At 58.6% G+C, this 17,568-nt stretch carries 20 protein-coding genes and 1 tRNA gene; 15 read left to right on the top strand and 6 right to left on the bottom strand.

Translation table 11 applies throughout. The features are described from left to right. Window positions 1-157: 157 nt before the first annotated feature. From AC1DVF_RS12315 to AC1DVF_RS12305, 3 genes are all read right to left on the bottom strand, one after another. Window positions 158-2,077, bottom strand: a complete 1,920-nt coding sequence (locus tag AC1DVF_RS12315) for an alkaline phosphatase D family protein (protein ID WP_477782509.1) — start codon at window positions 2,075-2,077, stop codon at window positions 158-160. A 72-nt stretch (window positions 2,078-2,149) separates the two neighbouring features. After that, the gene (locus AC1DVF_RS12310) at window positions 2,150-2,887 is read right to left on the bottom strand and encodes a hypothetical protein (RefSeq protein WP_477782508.1); all 738 of its coding nucleotides are present in this window, start codon (window positions 2,885-2,887) and stop codon (window positions 2,150-2,152) included. 115 nt (window positions 2,888-3,002) lie between these two features. Then, a complete protein-coding gene (locus tag AC1DVF_RS12305) occupies window positions 3,003-3,461 on the bottom strand; it encodes a hypothetical protein (RefSeq protein WP_477782507.1) in 459 nt (152 codons plus the stop codon). Between the two features lie 25 nt (window positions 3,462-3,486). On the opposite strand from AC1DVF_RS12305, the gene AC1DVF_RS12300 reads away from it, so the two are divergent. Then, the gene (locus AC1DVF_RS12300; RefSeq protein WP_477782506.1) at window positions 3,487-4,233 is read left to right on the top strand and encodes a hypothetical protein; all 747 of its coding nucleotides are present in this window, start codon (window positions 3,487-3,489) and stop codon (window positions 4,231-4,233) included. A 45-nt stretch (window positions 4,234-4,278) separates the two neighbouring features. Continuing rightward, a complete protein-coding gene (locus tag AC1DVF_RS12295; protein ID WP_034156100.1) occupies window positions 4,279-4,647 on the top strand; it encodes a PH domain-containing protein in 369 nt (122 codons plus the stop codon). A 12-nt stretch (window positions 4,648-4,659) separates the two neighbouring features. Here the strand turns inward: AC1DVF_RS12295 and AC1DVF_RS12290 are convergent, their stop codons facing one another. Continuing rightward, window positions 4,660-4,989, bottom strand: a complete 330-nt coding sequence (locus AC1DVF_RS12290) for a hypothetical protein (RefSeq protein ID WP_150652694.1) — start codon at window positions 4,987-4,989, stop codon at window positions 4,660-4,662. Between the two features lie 135 nt (window positions 4,990-5,124). Continuing rightward, window positions 5,125-5,209 (bottom strand) — tRNA-Leu (locus AC1DVF_RS12285). Window positions 5,210-5,316: 107 nt separating this feature from the next. Here AC1DVF_RS12285 and queA point away from each other — a divergent pair. The 6 genes from queA (at window position 5,317) to AC1DVF_RS12255 (ending at window position 11,420) form a co-directional block, all read left to right on the top strand. Continuing rightward, the gene (queA, locus tag AC1DVF_RS12280; RefSeq protein ID WP_460088949.1) at window positions 5,317-6,381 is read left to right on the top strand and encodes a tRNA preQ1(34) S-adenosylmethionine ribosyltransferase-isomerase QueA; all 1,065 of its coding nucleotides are present in this window, start codon (window positions 5,317-5,319) and stop codon (window positions 6,379-6,381) included. A 14-nt stretch (window positions 6,382-6,395) separates the two neighbouring features. Next, a complete protein-coding gene (tgt, locus tag AC1DVF_RS12275; RefSeq protein WP_162130185.1) occupies window positions 6,396-7,511 on the top strand; it encodes a tRNA guanosine(34) transglycosylase Tgt in 1,116 nt (371 codons plus the stop codon). A gap of 43 nt (window positions 7,512-7,554) precedes the next feature. Continuing rightward, window positions 7,555-7,893, top strand: a complete 339-nt coding sequence (gene yajC, locus AC1DVF_RS12270) for a preprotein translocase subunit YajC (protein WP_007916913.1) — start codon at window positions 7,555-7,557, stop codon at window positions 7,891-7,893. 64 nt (window positions 7,894-7,957) lie between these two features. Next, on the top strand, window positions 7,958-9,826 hold the full coding sequence (secD, locus tag AC1DVF_RS12265) for a protein translocase subunit SecD (RefSeq protein ID WP_099757103.1): 1,869 nt from the start codon (window positions 7,958-7,960) through the stop codon (window positions 9,824-9,826). 9 nt (window positions 9,827-9,835) lie between these two features. Further along, a complete protein-coding gene (gene secF / locus AC1DVF_RS12260; RefSeq protein ID WP_186624502.1) occupies window positions 9,836-10,750 on the top strand; it encodes a protein translocase subunit SecF in 915 nt (304 codons plus the stop codon). Window positions 10,751-10,871: 121 nt separating this feature from the next. Next, the gene (locus tag AC1DVF_RS12255; protein WP_007956693.1) at window positions 10,872-11,420 is read left to right on the top strand and encodes a glycine zipper 2TM domain-containing protein; all 549 of its coding nucleotides are present in this window, start codon (window positions 10,872-10,874) and stop codon (window positions 11,418-11,420) included. 241 nt (window positions 11,421-11,661) lie between these two features. Here AC1DVF_RS12255 and suhB read toward each other — a convergent pair whose 3' ends face one another. Then, window positions 11,662-12,480: a type III secretion system regulator SuhB gene (suhB, locus tag AC1DVF_RS12250; RefSeq protein ID WP_016773320.1), complete on the bottom strand. Its 819-nt coding sequence runs from the start codon at window positions 12,478-12,480 to the stop codon at window positions 11,662-11,664. A gap of 145 nt (window positions 12,481-12,625) precedes the next feature. On the opposite strand from suhB, the gene trmJ reads away from it, so the two are divergent. The 7 genes from trmJ (at window position 12,626) to hscB (ending at window position 17,543) form a co-directional block, all read left to right on the top strand. Beyond that, on the top strand, window positions 12,626-13,396 hold the full coding sequence (gene trmJ, locus AC1DVF_RS12245; protein ID WP_477782505.1) for a tRNA (cytosine(32)/uridine(32)-2'-O)-methyltransferase TrmJ: 771 nt from the start codon (window positions 12,626-12,628) through the stop codon (window positions 13,394-13,396). Window positions 13,397-13,399: 3 nt separating this feature from the next. Then, window positions 13,400-14,176, top strand: coding sequence for a serine O-acetyltransferase (cysE, locus tag AC1DVF_RS12240; protein ID WP_477782504.1), 777 nt, complete (start codon window positions 13,400-13,402; stop codon window positions 14,174-14,176). 237 nt (window positions 14,177-14,413) lie between these two features. Continuing rightward, window positions 14,414-14,905, top strand: coding sequence for a Fe-S cluster assembly transcriptional regulator IscR (gene iscR / locus AC1DVF_RS12235; RefSeq protein ID WP_038362955.1), 492 nt, complete (start codon window positions 14,414-14,416; stop codon window positions 14,903-14,905). A gap of 47 nt (window positions 14,906-14,952) precedes the next feature. Then, the gene (locus AC1DVF_RS12230; protein WP_007916899.1) at window positions 14,953-16,167 is read left to right on the top strand and encodes an IscS subfamily cysteine desulfurase; all 1,215 of its coding nucleotides are present in this window, start codon (window positions 14,953-14,955) and stop codon (window positions 16,165-16,167) included. A 101-nt stretch (window positions 16,168-16,268) separates the two neighbouring features. Next, window positions 16,269-16,655: a Fe-S cluster assembly scaffold IscU gene (gene iscU / locus AC1DVF_RS12225; RefSeq protein WP_007916892.1), complete on the top strand. Its 387-nt coding sequence runs from the start codon at window positions 16,269-16,271 to the stop codon at window positions 16,653-16,655. Window positions 16,656-16,689: 34 nt separating this feature from the next. Further along, window positions 16,690-17,013 (top strand): iron-sulfur cluster assembly protein IscA, encoded by a 324-nt coding sequence (gene iscA, locus AC1DVF_RS12220; RefSeq protein WP_003227904.1) that lies wholly within the window; start codon window positions 16,690-16,692, stop codon window positions 17,011-17,013. 8 nt (window positions 17,014-17,021) lie between these two features. Then, window positions 17,022-17,543 carry a co-chaperone HscB gene (gene hscB / locus AC1DVF_RS12215; protein WP_007916889.1) on the top strand — a complete coding sequence of 174 codons (522 nt, stop codon included), beginning with the start codon at window positions 17,022-17,024 and terminating at the stop codon, window positions 17,541-17,543. Window positions 17,544-17,568: the final 25 nt, after the last annotated feature.

Raw genomic sequence — 17,568 nt, 5'->3', positions numbered from 1 at the left:
CTGTTTCGCAGAAAGGCTTACTGCGAGCACCTTCAGTATCACTTGAGAACGCTGGAGACGTTTCTGAGAAGGTTGTAATCCTTGTCCACTGTCTCGGGCAGTGAGAAACCGCCGCGTTGTCGGCATTCGGCATTCCCGGTGTAGGAAAAAACTATGGCTAGTCCGGATAATCCGCCAGATCCGGCGCCAGCATCCGCGTCTTCGCCTTGCCATTCGAATTGTGCTGAATGATCTCGCGCGGCTGCCCCTGTTCATTGAAAAACACCTGACCGATCCCCGCCGAATTCCATAAGCGTTCACCTGCCTCAGCATGTTCCGGCGTATACGGCACGATGCGCATGCGTCGGCGTTTGGTGAGCCAGTTCAGCGGTGAGCGTGGCGAGTAGAGCCAGCGGTTGAGGCGGTCGAACCATTCCAGCAGGGTTTTCGGAAACTCGTTTTTGATCCCGCTGCTGGTGATCTGCCAGATTCGCGGCCCGGCCTTGCGGTGTCGGATAAGTACTTCGTAGACGAAGGAATAATGCACATCGCCCGACAGCACCACGTAGTTACCCGGTGTGCGCGAGTGGCGGAAAATATTCAGGATCACCTGCGCCGCACCGCGATGGGCCATCCAGTTTTCCGCGTCGACCAGCAGCGGAAAACCGCACCAACTGAAGACTTTTTGCACGGTTTCAATCAGCTTCACGCCGAAGATCGGCGCCGGGGAAACGATGATCGCTGACGGGTGATCGAGCAGTTCCTGTTGCAGTTCGCTCAGCGCCTCCCAATCGAGCAGGCCCGAGGGCTGCTTGAGCGCCATCTCACTGCGCCAGCGGCGGGTACGGGTGTCGATGACTACCAGCGCCGGACTGCTCGGCAGGACGAAATGCCATTGCTGAAAGCGCAACAAATCATTGATCAGAGCATCCTGCACCGGGCTGTCGAGGTACTGATCATCACCGCTGGCGCTCAGCCCCAGTGTTTTCTCCAAGACATCCTTGAAGGCATCGGGATTGTTGCCCCAGCCCTGACACAACATATAGGCGATCAACGCGTTGCCGATGATGCGTTTGGAGAACGGATGGCCGTAGGCCGTTTCCTCCCATTGCGCGGACAGGTTCCAGTCATCGGTGATGTCGTGATCGTCGAAAATCATCAGGCTCGGCAGATGCGCGAGCGCGCGGGCGACCTTGTCCAATCCAGCCTTGAAGGCATCGATGCGAGTCTGTTCGAGGTCATAGCGCTTGAGGCGTTCGGGCGTCAGTTCGGGCGCTTGCGGATCGATCAGCGACCAGGCCGTCGGCGACCACACCAGCAAGTACATCGCCATGACTTCGGCGAAGGTCACCAGGTGATTGTCAGCGCTGCTGCTGGTGAAAATCGGCTTACGCGCACCGCCGAAAAATCGCTCGCGCAATGTCTCGTTGCTCTCCAGCGCCGGTAACAAATCCGCACGGTGGTAGTAACTGGCCGGGTGTTCGTAGAGCTTGGCGCTGTCGCTGACTACCGCGCCTTCGAGGTGTTCGTCGAACAGGCCGAGCCTTTCGATCAGGGCATGAATCGCCCGCAGCATCGGACCAGCCACATCGTCGGCGTAGACCTGGTCGCCGCTCATCATCAACAGGGCCGGACGTTGTTGCGGGTCGGTTGCCGTCGCCAGCAATTGGTCGACGCACAGCAAACCATCCGCCGCCGGGTGATGCGGTTTGCGGCAGGAGCCGTGTAGCAGTTGATCGATCCGTGAGCGCAGAACGAAGTTCGGACTGGTTGCATTGCCGTACAGTAGATGCGGCGCCCAGTCGGCGATGCCCTCAGCGTTGTCGATCAGCAGGTCATAGGCGATATGCGTATCGCAGGGCAGGGTGTTATCGAGAGAAACATCAATGAGATGAACAAACGCCTGACGACCTACGGGAATGACCGTGCATTTCTCCGCGTCAAGAGGAATGTCTCCTACACCTTGCAGGCGCAAGGTCAGCGCCAGTGGCCGCGTGCCGACCAGCCACATGATCACGCGCGTTGGCTCCAGCCGTCRCAGCAGCGGGCCGGCCAGGACGGGAGGCAGCGGGATCAGGTCAGCGGGTGTCGGAGACATCGGAGGGCAAAACTCAAGGCGCACAGGCCGGCGATGATAGCGCAGCCGGCGCCTTGAACCCTTAAATCAGCCTTAAGAGTCGGCTTTTTGCAGTTTCAGCGCCAACAAACGCCATTGAGCAGGCAGCGCGTCAACTCGCGGCTGCTCTTGCACCGAGCAATCGAAACGGTAGGTGACATCGTCGCCGTTCATGTTGCGCGCGGTGACGGTGTTGTTGAAGGTGTAGACCTGATCCTTGAAGCGGTGGCTGACCAAGGCTTTGCTGTCAGCAAAACGCGCCGACGCGGGAAAGCGCAACGTACTGGTCACAAACGGGCTGCACATGACATACGCGATCATCGACTTGTCGGCCTCGGCGTCGCCGCGCAATTTCTTGTTCAGCGCTGCCAGGGCCATGCGACCGTCATAGTCGCTTTGATCCAGCACGGTCTGTAACCCGATAGATTTCGGCGCCCGGCTGGCGTAGTTCGGCAGCAATGCGGAGTCGGCGGGAGAGGGCGTGTCGTCCGGCTCGATGGCAGCAAAAGCCGGGGCATCTTTCAGTTCGGCGGCGGGTGTGACTGCCTCGGCTTCAGGCAATAGAGAGGTCGGCTCGGTGACTTGCGTGTTTTCAGCCTGCGCCGGCTCGTAGTCATGCGACGAAGGGAACAACGACAACGTGATCGACAGCACCACCATCGCCACAATGAAGCCGCCCGCTGCGCCGACGATGTTGCCGTAGACAATATTCCAGCTACCGCGGTTCTTGACCACCCAGCGCCACATGAACCCCCACACCGCGACAAACGCCAGAAAACGCAGAAACTCCATTTGATCCTTTCCTTAAACCTTCAAAACCTGAAATCAACGCACGCCCAAGGTGAACGCTGACGATGGGCGGCAAGATAACAAAACAGACGTGTAATGCCAGTGGCGATAGCGCTGCTCAGTGAAAATTAAGCGCGAAAAACGCCAGCGTCGTCACACCCGCAGCCAATCCGCAGATGCCAGCGAAAAGTTGGCGAGCCAACGGATGCTCTGGCCGAGGGCGCCTGACCAGCCACATCCAGACGCCCGCCAACACGCCGAACGTTGTGATCACTTGCAGCACGCTACTGGCCAGGTTTTCGGGTGAGGGAGGCACGTGCGCCGGGAAAAGGCCCGAACAGATCACCGAAAAAATCATCGCTACGATGAAGCCGCTGGCGGCACCCGCCAGGTTGGCGAGGATCAGGTTCCAGGCACCACGAGTCTGCACGACCCAAGCCCAAACGGCTGCCCAGACGAAAAAGTACAACACGGCCATCAAGGTGTTTCTCCCTCTGAAAATTGACTCCATCGAGGCGCTGGCGACCTCGTTACTGGCAGTGGACGGCAAGATAGCAAAATAGTAGCTTCGCGCCATCGCTCTTCTCTGTAATGGACTACCTATGCCTGTCAGAACTCATTTTTTGCACCTGTTCTGCGCAATCACAATTGCCATCGCAATAACCCCCGCATTCGCCGCTGTGCAAGAACATCCGGAAAACAGCTGGAAGTATTACGCCGGCAACTGCCAGCGCGTGCTGGAAAAAATGGCCGACGTACAAAGCGGTCGGACCACGGCCTACGATGTGATGTTTGCCCTGGAAAGCAACCTGCAGATCATGAATGAACACCGCTCCAACCTGACGCCCAATCACTTGGGCTCGCGAGAATTCGCCGAATGCGAAAACTTTGCGGGCCAGGCTGAATCAATCATTGCCCAAGGCAAAGCCGAGTTCGCCGCGAAAATGCAAGGTGCTGCGGAGCAAGGTCGCATCGCCCACCAGAACTCCCCCGAATACCAACGCGCCCGCGCCCTCGGCTACAGCGACGTCGGCGACATCTCCTTCCTGAAACTGCACGAAGACACAGACGGTGAAGCACGCCTGAAAACCATGTTGATCACCGTCGACGAAATCTGCGGCCAATACTTCCGCGCCACGCAATACGTGAAACCGTATGTGATCTATACGGTCCGGCCTTCTGACGGCGGTTGTGGTGAGGTGAAACGCGTAGCGGTGGTTGGCGGCCGATCGGTGGAGAAGGGCGATTACATTGATGAGAAGGGCGAATTTCAGTATCTGGGCTGGAAAAAGCTTGTCGGCGCCGATGGCTTCCCGACGGATATCCGCGTGCTGAAAGTCCGTCGTTGAACCAAAGAAATACCGGGATGTTTTCTTGAAGATGAGGATGGACAGATGATCGACTTCAACAACAAAGGCTTCTTCAAACTCAAGCAGAACGATGAGTACGCCGAACGCGTAAGCGCGCTGCTGCTGGATGGCGAAGAAGTGATCGACTCTTACAAGGCCATGCGTGACGGCGTGGTGTTTACCAACAAACGCATCATCGCGGTCAACGTTCAGGGGATTACCGGCAGCAAGAAGGATTTCACGTCCTTGCCGTACAAGAACATCGTCGCCTACTCGGTGGAAACCTCGGGCACCTTCGATCTGGATTCGGAGCTGGAGATTTACTTCTCGTCACTGGGGAAGGTGAAGTTCGAATTCACCGGGAAGACCTCGATGGTGGAGATCTCCAAGTACATCTCGAAGCATCTGCTGTAACGGCTCAGCCCATTACAAGATGTCTTTCAAATAGCCCTTGAGCGCAAGGAGCGGCTGATCCAGCTGCTCCAGCGAACGCGCCTCGCTGAAGTCAGCGGATAACTTGTGCAACTCGCGCCCCAGCGGTTTTTCGACACCGCCCAAGGCATCCATCGCCAGCCCCAGGCATTCATTCATCTTGAACTGAATGGTCTCGACATCCCCGCGCCGCACCAATAGTTCGAAAATGTCTTTCTGGTAATCACCCATGACCATGTCGTCCCGCAGGATCGGGCTCAGGCCTTCTTCCTCGTAAGCGAGTTTGAGAGAGAAAAGGGCGACTGTTTCCAGTGACGTTTCCATGGGTGGGTCCTTGGGGTTTCGGTTAACCAAGTAGCGGTGAATCAAAAGATCGCAGCCTGCGGCAGCTCCTACAACAGCAGCCACTTTCGAGCAGACGAAAAAAAAGGCCTTGCTAAGCAAGACCTTTCTTAATTTTGGTGCCCCGAGGGAGACTCGAACTCCCACTCCTTTCGAAAACGGATTTTGAATCCGCCGCGTCTACCAATTCCGCCATCAGGGCTCAATGGCGGCGAAGTATAGAGATGAGATTACCGTCGGTCAATCAGGTACATAGAGAATTTTCGATATTTCCGCTAGACTTTCCGGCCCTGCTAGACGAACCCCATCATGCGCGTTGCTGACTTTACTTTCGAGCTCCCTGATTCGCTGATCGCCCGCCACCCTTTGGCCGAGCGTCGCGGTAGTCGCCTGCTGACCCTTGACGGGCCTAGCGGCGCCCTCGCACACCGTCAATTCACTGATTTGCTTGAGCATTTGCGCCCGGGCGATTTGATGGTGTTCAACAATACCCGGGTGATTCCGGCGCGGCTGTTCGGGCAGAAAGCGTCCGGCGGCAAGCTGGAAATTCTCGTTGAGCGGGTGCTCGATACGCACCGCGTGCTGGCCCATGTGCGTTCCAGCAAGTCGCCGAAGCCGGGTTCGAAGATCCTTATCGATGGCGGTGGCGAAGCCGAAATGCTCGCGCGTCACGATGCGTTGTTCGAGCTGGGCTTCGCTGAAGAAGTGTTGCCGTTGCTCGATCGTGTCGGGCACATGCCGTTGCCTCCTTATATAGACCGCCCGGACGAAGGCTCGGATCGCGAGCGTTATCAGACCGTGTACGCCGAGAAACTCGGTGCGGTGGCGGCGCCGACGGCGGGGCTGCATTTCGATCAGTCGCTGATGGAAGCGATTGCCGCCAAGGGCGTCGAGACCGCATTCGTCACGCTGCACGTGGGCGCGGGGACGTTCCAGCCGGTGCGCGTCGAGAAGCTTGAAGATCACCACATGCACACCGAGTGGCTGGAAGTCGGCCAGGACGTGGTCGATGCAGTCGTGGCGTGCCGTGCGCGCGGTGGTCGAGTGATTGCGGTCGGCACCACCAGCGTGCGTTCGCTGGAAAGTGCCGCACGCGATGGCGTGCTCAAGCCGTTCAGTGGCGACACCGATATCTTTATCTTCCCGGGCCGGCCGTTCCATGTGGTCGACGCCTTGGTGACCAATTTCCATTTGCCGGAATCGACGCTGTTGATGCTGGTTTCGGCATTTGCCGGTTATCCCGAGACCATGGCCGCCTACAAGGCCGCCGTCGACAACGGTTACCGCTTTTTCAGCTACGGTGATGCGATGTTCATCACCCGTAATCCCGCACCTACTGCCCCTAAAGAAACCGGCCCAGAGGAAACAGAATGAGTCGCGAATGTCGCATGTCCTTTGAACTTCTGGCCACCGATGGCAAGGCCCGGCGTGGTCGCCTGACCTTCCCGCGTGGCACCGTCGAGACCCCAGCGTTCATGCCGGTGGGCACCTACGGCACGGTCAAGGGCATGTTGCCGCGTGACATCGTTGCCACTGGCGCAGAAATCATTCTCGGCAACACCTTCCACCTGTGGCTGCGCCCTGGCACCCAAGTGATCAAGGAACACGGCGACCTACACGATTTCATGCAGTGGAAAGGCCCGATCCTCACCGACTCCGGTGGCTTCCAGGTGTTCAGCCTCGGCGCGATGCGCAAGATCAAGGAGGAGGGCGTGACCTTCGCCTCCCCGGTCGACGGCGCCAAAGTGTTCATGGGCCCGGAAGAATCGATGCAGGTGCAGCGTGATCTCGGCTCCGACATCGTGATGATCTTCGACGAATGCACGCCGTACCCGGCTGACGAAGACGTCGCGCGCGTGTCGATGGAACTGTCGCTGCGCTGGGCTCAGCGTTCGAAAAATGCCCACGGTGACAACACCGCGGCGCTGTTCGGCATCGTGCAGGGCGGCATGCACCAGGATCTGCGCATGCGCTCGCTGGAAGGCCTCGACAAGATCGGCTTCGATGGTCTGGCCATCGGCGGTCTGTCGGTGGGCGAGCCGAAGCACGAGATGATCAAAGTCCTGGATTATCTGCCGGGCATGATGCCGGCTGACAAACCTCGTTACCTTATGGGCGTTGGCAAACCGGAAGATCTGGTTGAGGGTGTGCGCCGCGGTGTGGACATGTTCGATTGCGTGATGCCAACCCGTAATGCCCGCAATGGGCATCTGTTCATTGATACCGGCGTGCTGAAGATCCGTAACGCGTTCCATCGCCATGATGAATCGCCGCTGGATCCGACCTGCGATTGCTATACCTGCCAGAACTTCTCCCGCGCTTATCTGCATCACCTGGACAAGTGCGGCGAAATGCTGGGAAGCATGCTCAATACCATCCATAACTTGCGCCATTATCAGGTGCTGATGGCTGGTTTGCGCGAGGCTATTCAACAGGGTACATTGGCCGCCTTTGTCGATGCCTTCTACGCCAAACGCGGGCTCCCCGTTCCGCCTTTGGACTGAGTTTTCTGACCCCAAGATTCAACATTTGCAACTGGAGTGCTAAATGAGCTTTTTTATCTCTAACGCCATGGCTGACGCGGCTGCACCGGCTGCTGCCGGCCCAATGGGCGGCGGTTTCGAGTGGATTTTCCTGGTCGGCTTCCTGGTCATCTTCTACCTGATGATCTGGCGTCCACAGGCCAAGCGCGCCAAAGAGCAGAAGAACCTGCTGAGCAGCCTGCAGAAAGGTGACGAAGTTGTGACCACTGGCGGCATCGCCGGCAAGATCACTAAAGTTGCCGATGACTTCGTGGTTCTGGAAGTTTCCGACACCGTGGAAATGAAGTTCCAGAAAGGCGCCATCGCCGCCACGCTGCCAAAAGGCACGCTGAAAGCGATCTGAAGCAACAACTTCTACTCAATCGACGGGGCGCGCAAGGCGCCCCGCGTTCATAACGGGCGGCGTGATGCTGAACAAATATCCTCTGTGGAAATACATTCTGATCCTGGCGGTGCTGGCGGTCGGTCTGATTTATTCCGCTCCCAATCTTTATCCTGATGACCCGGCCATTCAGGTCAGCGGTGCAAGCACTGCGCTGCAAGTCAATCAGGCTGATCTGGACCGTGTGAGCACTGCGCTCAAGGAATCCGGGATCAACGTCAAGGCAGCCACGCTGGCGGCAAACGGCAAGGGCGGTCTGATCCGTCTGAGCAAGGCTGAAGATCAGCTGCCGGCCAAAGACGTTGTGCGCAAGGCATTGGGTGACGACTACGTCGTCGCGCTGAACCTGGCACAGACCACCCCGCAATGGCTGCGCAACCTGGGCGCGCACCCGATGAAACTGGGTCTGGACTTGTCCGGTGGTGTGCACTTCCTGCTGGAAGTGGACATGGATAAAGCCCTCGATGCACGCCTGAAAGTTTACGAAGGCGACGTCAAGAGCCTGCTGCGCAAAGAGAAGCTGCGCTATCGCAGCCTGCCGCAACTCGGCGGTGCCATTCAGTTGGGCTTCAGCGATGAAGACTCCCGCGAACAGGCCCGTGCACTGATCCGCAAGAACTTCAACGATTTCGACATTGTTCCGGCCGACCTCAACGGTCAACCGGTGCTGCGTCTGGCGATGACCCCGGCCAAGCTGGCGGAAATCCGTGAATACTCCATCAAGCAGAACTTGACCACGGTACGTAACCGCGTCAACGAGCTGGGTGTTGCCGAACCAATCGTTCAGCGCCAGGGCGCCAACCGCATCGTGGTTGAGCTGCCGGGCGTGCAGGACACTGCCGAAGCCAAGCGTATTCTCGGCAAGACGGCCAACCTTGAGTTCCGTCTGGCTGCAGAGCCGGGTGCTTCGAAAGCCACTTCGGAAACCTTCGAGTTCCGCGAAGGCAAGCGTCCGCCAGCACAGATCGAACGTGGTCTGATCATCACCGGTGACCAGGTTACCGATGCCAAGGCTGGTTTTGGTGAGCACGGCACACCAGAAGTGAACATCCGTCTGGATGGTCATGGTGGTGAGCTGATGAGTCGCGCCACCCGTTCGAACGTTGGTCGCAGCATGGCGGTGATCTTCATCGAACAGCGTCCGGTCACCACTTACACCAAGCAAGTGGTCGATGGCGTCGAGAAAGACGTTGCCGTTCAGACGTTTAAAGAAGAGAAGAAGATCATCAGCCTGGCGACCATTCAGTCGCCGCTGGGGGCTCAGTTCCGCATCACTGGCCTGAACGGTCAGGGCGAATCGTCTGAACTCGCGCTGTTGCTGCGTGCCGGTGGTCTGGCTGCACCGATGTACTTCGCTGAAGAACGCACCATCGGCCCGAGCCTGGGTGCGGACAACATCACCAAAGGTATCGATGCGTCGCTGTGGGGCATGCTGTTCGTGTCGCTGTTCATCATCGCCATCTACCGCTTCTTCGGCATCATCGCCACCGTCGCACTGGCGGTGAACATGGTGCTGCTGCTGGCCTTGATGTCGCTGCTGGGTGCAACGCTGACCCTGCCGGGTATCGCCGGTATCGTGCTGACCATGGGTATGGCGGTCGACGCCAACGTGCTGATCTTCTCGCGGATCCGTGAAGAGATCGCCGCCGGCATGACCGTGCAGCGTGCAATCAACGAAGGCTTCGGCCGGGCATTCACCGCGATTCTCGACGCCAACCTGACCACGTTGCTGGTCGGCGGGATTCTCTTTGCCATGGGCACCGGCCCGGTCAAAGGTTTCGCAGTGACCATGTCCCTCGGGATCTTTACCTCGATGTTCACGGCCATCATGGTGACCCGCGCAATGGTCAACCTGATCTTTGGCGGACGTGACTTCAAGAAGTTGTGGATTTAAGGGGCTGCCATGTTACGTACAATCAACTTCATGGGCGTTCGCAACTTCGCGTTCGGCGTCACAGTGTTTCTCACGTTGCTGGCTATTTTCAGCGTCGCTACCAAGGGCATGAACTGGGGCCTGGACTTCACCGGCGGTACGCTCATCGAGCTGACCTACGAGCGTCCGGCCGATGTCACCAAGGTGCGTGAAGAGCTGGTGACTTCGGGTTACCACGAGGCCATCGTGCAGAGCTTTGGTGCAACCACCGATCTGCTGGTGCGTATGCCGGGTGAAGATCCGCAGTTGGGGCATCAGGTCGCGGAAGCGCTGCAGAAGCTCGGCGGTGATAACCCGGCGACGGTCAAGCGCGTCGAGTTCGTTGGCCCGCAGGTCGGTGAAGAGCTGCGTGACCAGGGCGGCCTCGGCATGCTGCTGGCGCTCGGCGGCATCCTGATCTACCTGGCTTTCCGCTTTCAGTGGAAATTCGCGGTCGGCGCCATCGTTTCGCTGATCCACGACGTGATCGTGACCATCGGTATCCTGTCGTTCTTCCAGATCACCTTCGACCTGACGGTGCTGGCGGCGGTACTGGCGATCATCGGTTACTCGTTGAACGACACCATCGTGGTATTCGACCGGGTTCGTGAGAACTTCCGTGTCCTGCGCAAGGCTTCGCTGATCGAGAACATCAATATCTCGACCACCCAGACCCTGCTGCGGACCATGGCGACGTCGATCTCCACCTTGCTGGCGATCGCGGCACTGCTGTTCTTCGGTGGCGACAATCTGTTCGGTTTCTCGATTGCCCTGTTCATCGGTGTTCTGGCGGGTACTTACTCGTCGATCTACATCGCTAACGTGGTGCTGATCTGGCTGAACCTGAGCACTGAGGATCTGATTCCTCCGGCGAACACCGAGAAGGAAGTCGACGACCGTCCATAACGGCCATCGTTTTCCCGGCTGTCAGCCCAAGAAAGGCGCGAGTTGAACTCGCGCCTTTTTTTATGCTCCAAGGCTGGGAGAAGCGCGGGCGTGTCCCGCATGTGATGGTCAGGAGGTTCATGTGAACAAGTCGTTGCTGGTTGGTGCGGTATTGGGTGCTGTCGGTGTAACTGCCGGGGGTGCTGTTGCCACCTACAGCCTGGTTAAAAGCGGCCCTGAGTATGCGCAAGTGTTGGCCGTCGAGCCGGTTAAAACACAGATCAAGACTCCACGTGAAGTGTGCAAGGACGTGACAGTGACGCGTCAGGCACCGGTAAAAGATCAGCACCAGATTGCCGGTACCGTTGTGGGTGCGCTGGCAGGTGGTTTGCTGGGTAATCAGATTGGCGGCGGCACCGGCAAGAAAATTGCCACGGTGGCCGGTGCGGTCGGTGGCGGTTATGCGGGTAACAAGGTGCAGGAAGGCATGCAAGAGCGTGATACCTACACCACCACGCAAACCCGCTGCAACACGGTCAACGACATCAGCGACAAGGTCGTCGGTTACGACGTGCGTTACTCGCTCGATGGCAAGGAAGGTAAAGTGCGGATGGATCGCGATCCGGGCAACCAGATTCCGGTCGACAAGGAAGGCAAGTTGATTCTGTCGCAGAATGAGCCAGGTCAGTAACAGGCCGACCGTTTAGAAAGAAGCACCCTGCGGGGTGCTTTTTTTGTGCCCGCCATTTCTGGCGCGCCCCGGATCCCCTGTGGGAGCGAGCTTGCTCGCGATTTCGGTCTGGCATTCAGCATCTATGCAGGCTGTTCCACCGCTTTCGCGAGCAAGCTCGCTCCCACAAGGATTTGTTTCGGCCTGAATATAGGCATAAAAAAAGCACCCCGAAGGGTGCTTTTTTCCTTTCGCGTGAAGCTTAGCGCTTCAGCGAAGCCGGCAGGTGCGGCTGGATCGCCGTCAGTACTGCCTTGAAGCATTTGGTGTTGCCGGCAACGATGTGGCCTTTTTCAAGGAAGTCGTGACCGCCGGTGAAGTCGCTCACCAGGCCGCCGGCTTCTTGAATCAGCAGGGCGCCTGCAGCCATGTCCCACTCGGACAGGCCCGACTCCCAGAACGCGTCGAAGCGACCAGCGGCGACATAGGCCAGGTCCAGGCTGGCGGAGCCGGCGCGGCGGATGCCGGCAGTCTGGCCAACCAGGGCGCGGAACATGCCCAGGTAGTTGTCGAGATTATCCATCTGGTCATCACGGAACGGGAAGCCGGTACCCAGCAGGGCGCCGTCAAGGCTGGTGCGACCGCTGACGCGCAGGCGACGACCGTTCAGTTGGGCGCCGCGACCACGGCTGGCGGTGAATTCTTCCTGGCGAACCGGGTCCAGAACCACTGCGTGTTCCAGGCGACCACGGTACTTACAGGCAATGCTGACAGCGAAGTGAGGAATGCCGCGCAGGAAGTTGGTGGTGCCGTCCAGTGGATCGATGATCCACAGGTACTCTTCGCCTTCGATGCCGGTGCCGGCGTGCAGGCCGGTTTCTTCACCCTGGATCGAGTGATTCGGGTAAGCCTTGCGCAGCGCGTCGATGATTTTCTGTTCAGCGGCGCGATCGACCTCGGATACATAATCCTTGGCGTCTTTTTCGTCGACCTTGATGGTATCCAGGCGCTCGATGGAGCGGAAGATCAGTTCACTGGCGCTGCGGGCGGCGCGCAGCGCGATATTCAGCATGGGCTGCATGGATGTGTCACCTAAGGTTGTTAAAGAAAGCCGCGCATTCTATCAGAACTTTTCTTCAGGTGAAGGACGCTGTTCGCTTTCATAGCTTAACGGTAGGCTGTTCTGTAAGATTTGCACCCCTTTCCTGTGTCCGAGAGCGCCTCCCTTGCTGCAGAACATTCGTGTCGTCCTGGTCAATACCAGCCACCCCGGCAACATCGGCGGGGCCGCGCGCGCCATGAAAAACATGGGTCTGTCGCGATTGGTGCTGGTCGAACCGCGGGTCTTCCCGCACCACGAAGCCGATGCTCGTGCTTCCGGTGCCGGTGACATCCTTGAAAATGCGCAAGTCGTCGCCACCTTGGAAGATGCCTTGGTCGGCTGCAATCTGGTGCTTGGCACCAGCGCCCGTGACCGCCGGATTCCCTGGCCACTGCTGGATCCGCGCGAGTGCGGCACCAAAGTGGTTGAAGAAGCCGGGCAGGGCGCCGAAATCGCTCTGGTATTCGGTCGTGAAGATTCCGGTCTGACCAACGAAGAGCTGCAGCGATGTCACTTTCACGTGCACATCCCGTCCGACCCTGCGTTCAGCTCGCTGAACCTCGGCGCGGCGGTGCAGGTGTTGAGCTATGAGGTGCGCATGGCCTGGCTGGCCACCCAAGGTCAGCCGAGCAAGATCGAGAAGGAAGAAGTGGCTTCGGTGAAAAGCGCCGAGCTGGCGACCATGGATGAGCTGGAGCGCTTTTATGAGCATCTGGAGCAGACGCTGGTCGCCATCGAATTCCTCGATCCGGAAAAGCCGCGGCACTTGATGGCGCGCCTGCGCCGGTTGTACGGACGCAGCTCGGTCAGTCGGGCGGAAATGAACATTTTGCGTGGCATCCTCACGGAAACCCAGAAAGCGGCCCGTGGTGAGCTTCTTAAGCGGAAGGACTAAATGATGTTTGAGCGTTTGCGTGAAGATATCCAGAGCGTATTCCATCGAGACCCGGCGGCGCGTAACGCTTTTGAAGTCCTGACCTGCTACCCCGGCATGCATGCGATCTGGATCCATCGATTGGCCGGCATGCTGTGGTGCAACGAACTGAAATGGCTGGCGCGGCTGGTGTCGAACTTCGGTCGCTGGCTGACCGGGATCGAGATTCACCCGGGGGCCAAGGTCGGTCGTCGTTTCTTTATCGACCATGGCATGGGTATCGTCATTGGTGAAACCGCCGAGATTGGCGATGACGTGACTATTTATCAGGGCGTGACCCTCGGCGGCACTAGCTGGAATAAGGGCAAACGCCACCCGACGCTGGGTGATGGTGTGGTCGTGGGCGCGGGCGCCAAGGTGCTCGGCCCGTTCACCGTCGGCGCTGGTGCCAAGGTTGGTTCCAACGCCGTGGTGACCAAAGAAGTACCGCCGGGCGCCACGGTTGTCGGTATTCCCGGGCGCATCATCGTCAAGTCCGATGAAGAGCAGGATGCCAAGCGCAAGGCCATGGCCGAGAAGATCGGTTTCGATGCCTACGGCGTCAGCGAAGACATGCCCGACCCGGTGGCGCGTGCCATTGGTCAGTTGCTCGATCACCTGCAAGCGGTGGACGGGCGGCTGGAGGGGATGTGCGGCGCGCTGAAGGATCTGGGTAGCAATTACTGTGCGAAAGATCTGCCTGAGCTGCGTGAAGAAGACTTTGCCTGTGTGAAGGGTAAGGATCAGAGTCAGGCCAGCTAAACCGCGCCGATTCCTTCGCGAGCAGGCTCGCTCCCACAGGGAATAGCGTTCCAGTGTGGGAGCGAGCCTGCTCGCGAAGAACGATAACGCGGTACTGCTGGCTGCAAGCCGCCAGCCTTTGCTATGATGCGCGCGCTCTTTTGCGGGTAATCCTGACTAAAGTACTAGGTCTTAAAGTTGACTTAAATACTCGGGAATTGCATACTCGCCCCATTCTGAACTCCGTGGTAACTGTCCATGCGACTGACTACAAAAGGCCGATACGCCGTGACCGCCATGCTTGACCTGGCGTTGCACGCGCAGCACGGGCCCGTGTCCCTGGCCGATATCTCCGAGCGCCAAGGCATCTCCCTGTCCTACCTCGAACAGCTGTTCGCCAAGCTGCGCCGCAGTAACCTGGTTTCCAGTGTTCGCGGCCCGGGTGGTGGCTATCAGTTGTCCCGCGAGATGCAGGGCATCCAGGTCGCCCAGGTGATCGATGCAGTAAACGAATCGGTCGATGCCACCAAATGCCAGGGCCAGGGCGATTGCCATTCCGGCGACACCTGCCTGACCCATCATCTGTGGTGCGATTTGAGCCTGCAGATTCACGAATTTCTAAGTGGTATCAGCTTGGCTGATCTTGTGACTCGCCGTGAGGTGCAAGAAGTAGCCCAGCGTCAGGACCAGCGCCGTTGCAACAGCAAGGCGCCACGCCTGGACAAGATTGAAGCGTCCGCCGTCGAATGACAGCCAGAGAGCTAGCGGCACGCCAGCCCTGATTTAGGAGATAGTCCATGAAATTGCCGATTTACCTTGATTACTCTGCGACCACCCCGGTTGATCCGCGTGTTGCGCAAAAAATGAGTGAATGCCTGCTGGTCGACGGAAACTTCGGTAACCCGGCGTCCCGTTCCCATGTGTTCGGCTGGAAGGCTGAAGAGTCCGTTGAAAACGCCCGTCGTCAGGTGGCCGATCTGGTCAACGCTGATCCGCGCGAAATCGTCTGGACTTCCGGTGCTACCGAGTCCGACAACCTGGCAATCAAGGGCGCGGCACATTTCTACGGCTCCAAGGGCAAGCACCTGATCACCTCCAAGATCGAGCACAAGGCTGTCCTGGACACCATGCGCCAACTGGAGCGTGAAGGTTTCGAGGTTACTTACCTCGAGCCGACCGAAGACGGTCTGATCACCCCGGCCATGATTGAAGCTGCACTGCGCGAAGACACCATTTTGGTCTCCGTAATGCACGTGAATAACGAAATCGGCACCGTTAACGACATCGCCGCGATCGGCGAAATGCTCCGCGCCAAGGGCGTTCTGTTCCACGTCGACGCCGCTCAGTCCACTGGCAAAGTCGAGATCGACCTGCAGAAACTGAAAGTCGACATGATGTCGTTCTCCGCCCACAAAACCTACGGCCCTAAAGGCATCGGCGCGCTGTACGTCAGCCGCAAGCCGCGTGTGCGCATTGAAGCGACCATGCATGGCGGCGGTCACGAGCGCGGCATGCGTTCCGGCACCCTGGCGACCCACCAGATCGTCGGTATGGGTGAAGCGTTCCGCGTAGCCAAAGAAGACATGGCTGCTGAAAACGTCCGTATCAAAGCCTTGAGCGACCGCTTCTACAAGCAGGTCGAGCATCTGGAAGAGCTGTACGTCAACGGCAGCCTGACCGCCCGCGTTCCGCACAACCTGAACCTGAGCTTCAACTACGTTGAAGGCGAGTCGCTGATCATGGCGCTCAAGGATCTGGCGGTATCGTCTGGTTCGGCCTGCACCTCGGCGTCGCTGGAGCCTTCGTACGTGCTGCGCGCCCTGGGCCGCAACGACGAACTGGCACACAGCTCGATCCGCTTCACCTTCGGCCGTTTCACCACCGAAGAAGAAATCGACTACGCCGCGCAGAAAGTCTGCGAGGCCGTTACCAAGCTGCGCGCTCTGTCGCCGCTGTGGGACATGTACAAAGACGGCGTCGATATCTCGAAAATCGAGTGGGCGGCACACTAAATATAGAAGCCGCCAGATACAGATACTGTAGCGACGCGGCGGTTTACGCAGCGCAGTTGCAGGGTCTCAAGAGCGGCCCTGATGAGTGAGGATTGAGAATCATGGCTTACAGCGAAAAGGTCATCGACCACTACGAAAACCCGCGCAACGTCGGCAAGATGAACGCGGAAGATCCTGATGTCGGCACCGGCATGGTCGGCGCTCCGGCGTGCGGCGACGTGATGCGCCTGCAAATCAAGGTCAACGACGCTGGCATCATCGAAGATGCCAAGTTCAAGACCTACGGCTGCGGTTCGGCCATCGCTTCCAGCTCCCTCGCCACCGAGTGGATGAAGGGCAAGACCCTGGACGAAGCCGAAACCATCAAGAACACCCAGCTGGCCGAAGAACTGGCCCTGCCGCCAGTGAAAATTCACTGCTCGGTACTGGCTGAAGACGCTATCAAAGCGGCTGTTCGCGATTACAAGCAGAAGAAAGGCTTGATCTGACTTTCTGGATTTGGCGACGAGTAAGGAGTCACCGATGGCTATCAGCATGACAGAAGCGGCTGCTCGACACGTGCGGCGCTCCCTCGACGGGCGCGGCAAAGGTGAAGGGATTCGTCTGGGTGTTCGCACCACAGGCTGTTCCGGCCTTGCCTACGTGCTGGAGTTTGTCGACGAGGTGGTTGCAGAGGATCAGGTGTTCGAGAGTCACGGCGAAAAAGTGATCATCGACCCGAAAAGCCTGGCCTACCTGGACGGCACCGAGCTCGATTTCGTCAAGGAAGGGTTGAACGAAGGCTTCAAGTTCAACAACCCCAACGTACGCGGTGAATGTGGCTGCGGCGAAAGCTTCAACATCTGAGGCTTGTCGTGGGTATTCCTTGTCATTTCGCTTTATTCGAGCTGCAACCGGGTTTCCGTCTGGATCTCGAACAGTTGGCCACGCGCTATCGTGAGTTGGCGCGCGGCGTTCATCCTGACCGTTTTGCCGACGCTTCCGAGCGTGAGCAAAGGTCGGCTCTGGAGCAGTCTGCACGGCTCAACGACGCCTATCAGACGCTCAAGAGTCCGGCCCAGCGCGCACGCTACCTGCTGACCATCAGCGGGCATGAAGTGCCGATGGAAGTCACGGTCCATGATCCCGAGTTTCTTCTGCAGCAGATGCAATGGCGCGAAGAGCTCGAAGACCTCCAGGACAGTGCCGACCTCGACGGTGTCGCGGTGTTCAAGCGGCGCCTGAAAGTGGCTCAGGAAGAACTCAATGAAAGCTTCGCAGCCTGTTGGGATGATGCAGCGCAACGCGAACAGGCCGAACGCCTGATGCGGCGCATGCAGTTCCTCGACAAGCTCACCTACGAAGTGCGCCAGTTAGAAGAGCGCCTCGACGATTAACCCAGTGCCGCTCCGGTCGCACGCC

It is taken from the genome of Pseudomonas sp. P4_D7, from assembly GCF_056401755.1.
Note: the sequence above shows the minus strand (reverse complement) of the source record. Positions and strands in the feature narration are given on the sequence as shown.

Excerpts from the sequence above, each read along its gene's own strand:
- secF (WP_186624502.1), top strand. The coding sequence starts at position 9,836 with ATGTTACGTACAATCAACTTCATGGGCGTTCGCAACTTCGCGTTCGGC.
- yajC (WP_007916913.1), top strand. The coding sequence starts at position 7,555 with ATGAGCTTTTTTATCTCTAACGCCATGGCTGACGCGGCTGCACCGGCT.
- queA (WP_460088949.1), top strand. The coding sequence starts at position 5,317 with ATGCGCGTTGCTGACTTTACTTTCGAGCTCCCTGATTCGCTGATCGCC.
- tgt (WP_162130185.1), top strand. The coding sequence starts at position 6,396 with ATGTCCTTTGAACTTCTGGCCACCGATGGCAAGGCCCGGCGTGGTCGC.
- AC1DVF_RS12300 (WP_477782506.1), top strand. The coding sequence starts at position 3,487 with ATGCCTGTCAGAACTCATTTTTTGCACCTGTTCTGCGCAATCACAATT.
- AC1DVF_RS12295 (WP_034156100.1), top strand. The coding sequence starts at position 4,279 with ATGATCGACTTCAACAACAAAGGCTTCTTCAAACTCAAGCAGAACGAT.
- iscU (WP_007916892.1), top strand. The coding sequence starts at position 16,269 with ATGGCTTACAGCGAAAAGGTCATCGACCACTACGAAAACCCGCGCAAC.
- secD (WP_099757103.1), top strand. The coding sequence starts at position 7,958 with ATGCTGAACAAATATCCTCTGTGGAAATACATTCTGATCCTGGCGGTG.
- AC1DVF_RS12310 (WP_477782508.1), bottom strand. The coding sequence starts at position 2,887 with ATGGAGTTTCTGCGTTTTCTGGCGTTTGTCGCGGTGTGGGGGTTCATG.
- cysE (WP_477782504.1), top strand. The coding sequence starts at position 13,400 with ATGTTTGAGCGTTTGCGTGAAGATATCCAGAGCGTATTCCATCGAGAC.
- iscA (WP_003227904.1), top strand. The coding sequence starts at position 16,690 with ATGGCTATCAGCATGACAGAAGCGGCTGCTCGACACGTGCGGCGCTCC.
- AC1DVF_RS12230 (WP_007916899.1), top strand. The coding sequence starts at position 14,953 with ATGAAATTGCCGATTTACCTTGATTACTCTGCGACCACCCCGGTTGAT.
- suhB (WP_016773320.1), bottom strand. The coding sequence starts at position 12,480 with ATGCAGCCCATGCTGAATATCGCGCTGCGCGCCGCCCGCAGCGCCAGT.
- AC1DVF_RS12290 (WP_150652694.1), bottom strand. The coding sequence starts at position 4,989 with ATGGAAACGTCACTGGAAACAGTCGCCCTTTTCTCTCTCAAACTCGCT.
- AC1DVF_RS12305 (WP_477782507.1), bottom strand. The coding sequence starts at position 3,461 with ATGGCGCGAAGCTACTATTTTGCTATCTTGCCGTCCACTGCCAGTAAC.
- iscR (WP_038362955.1), top strand. The coding sequence starts at position 14,414 with ATGCGACTGACTACAAAAGGCCGATACGCCGTGACCGCCATGCTTGAC.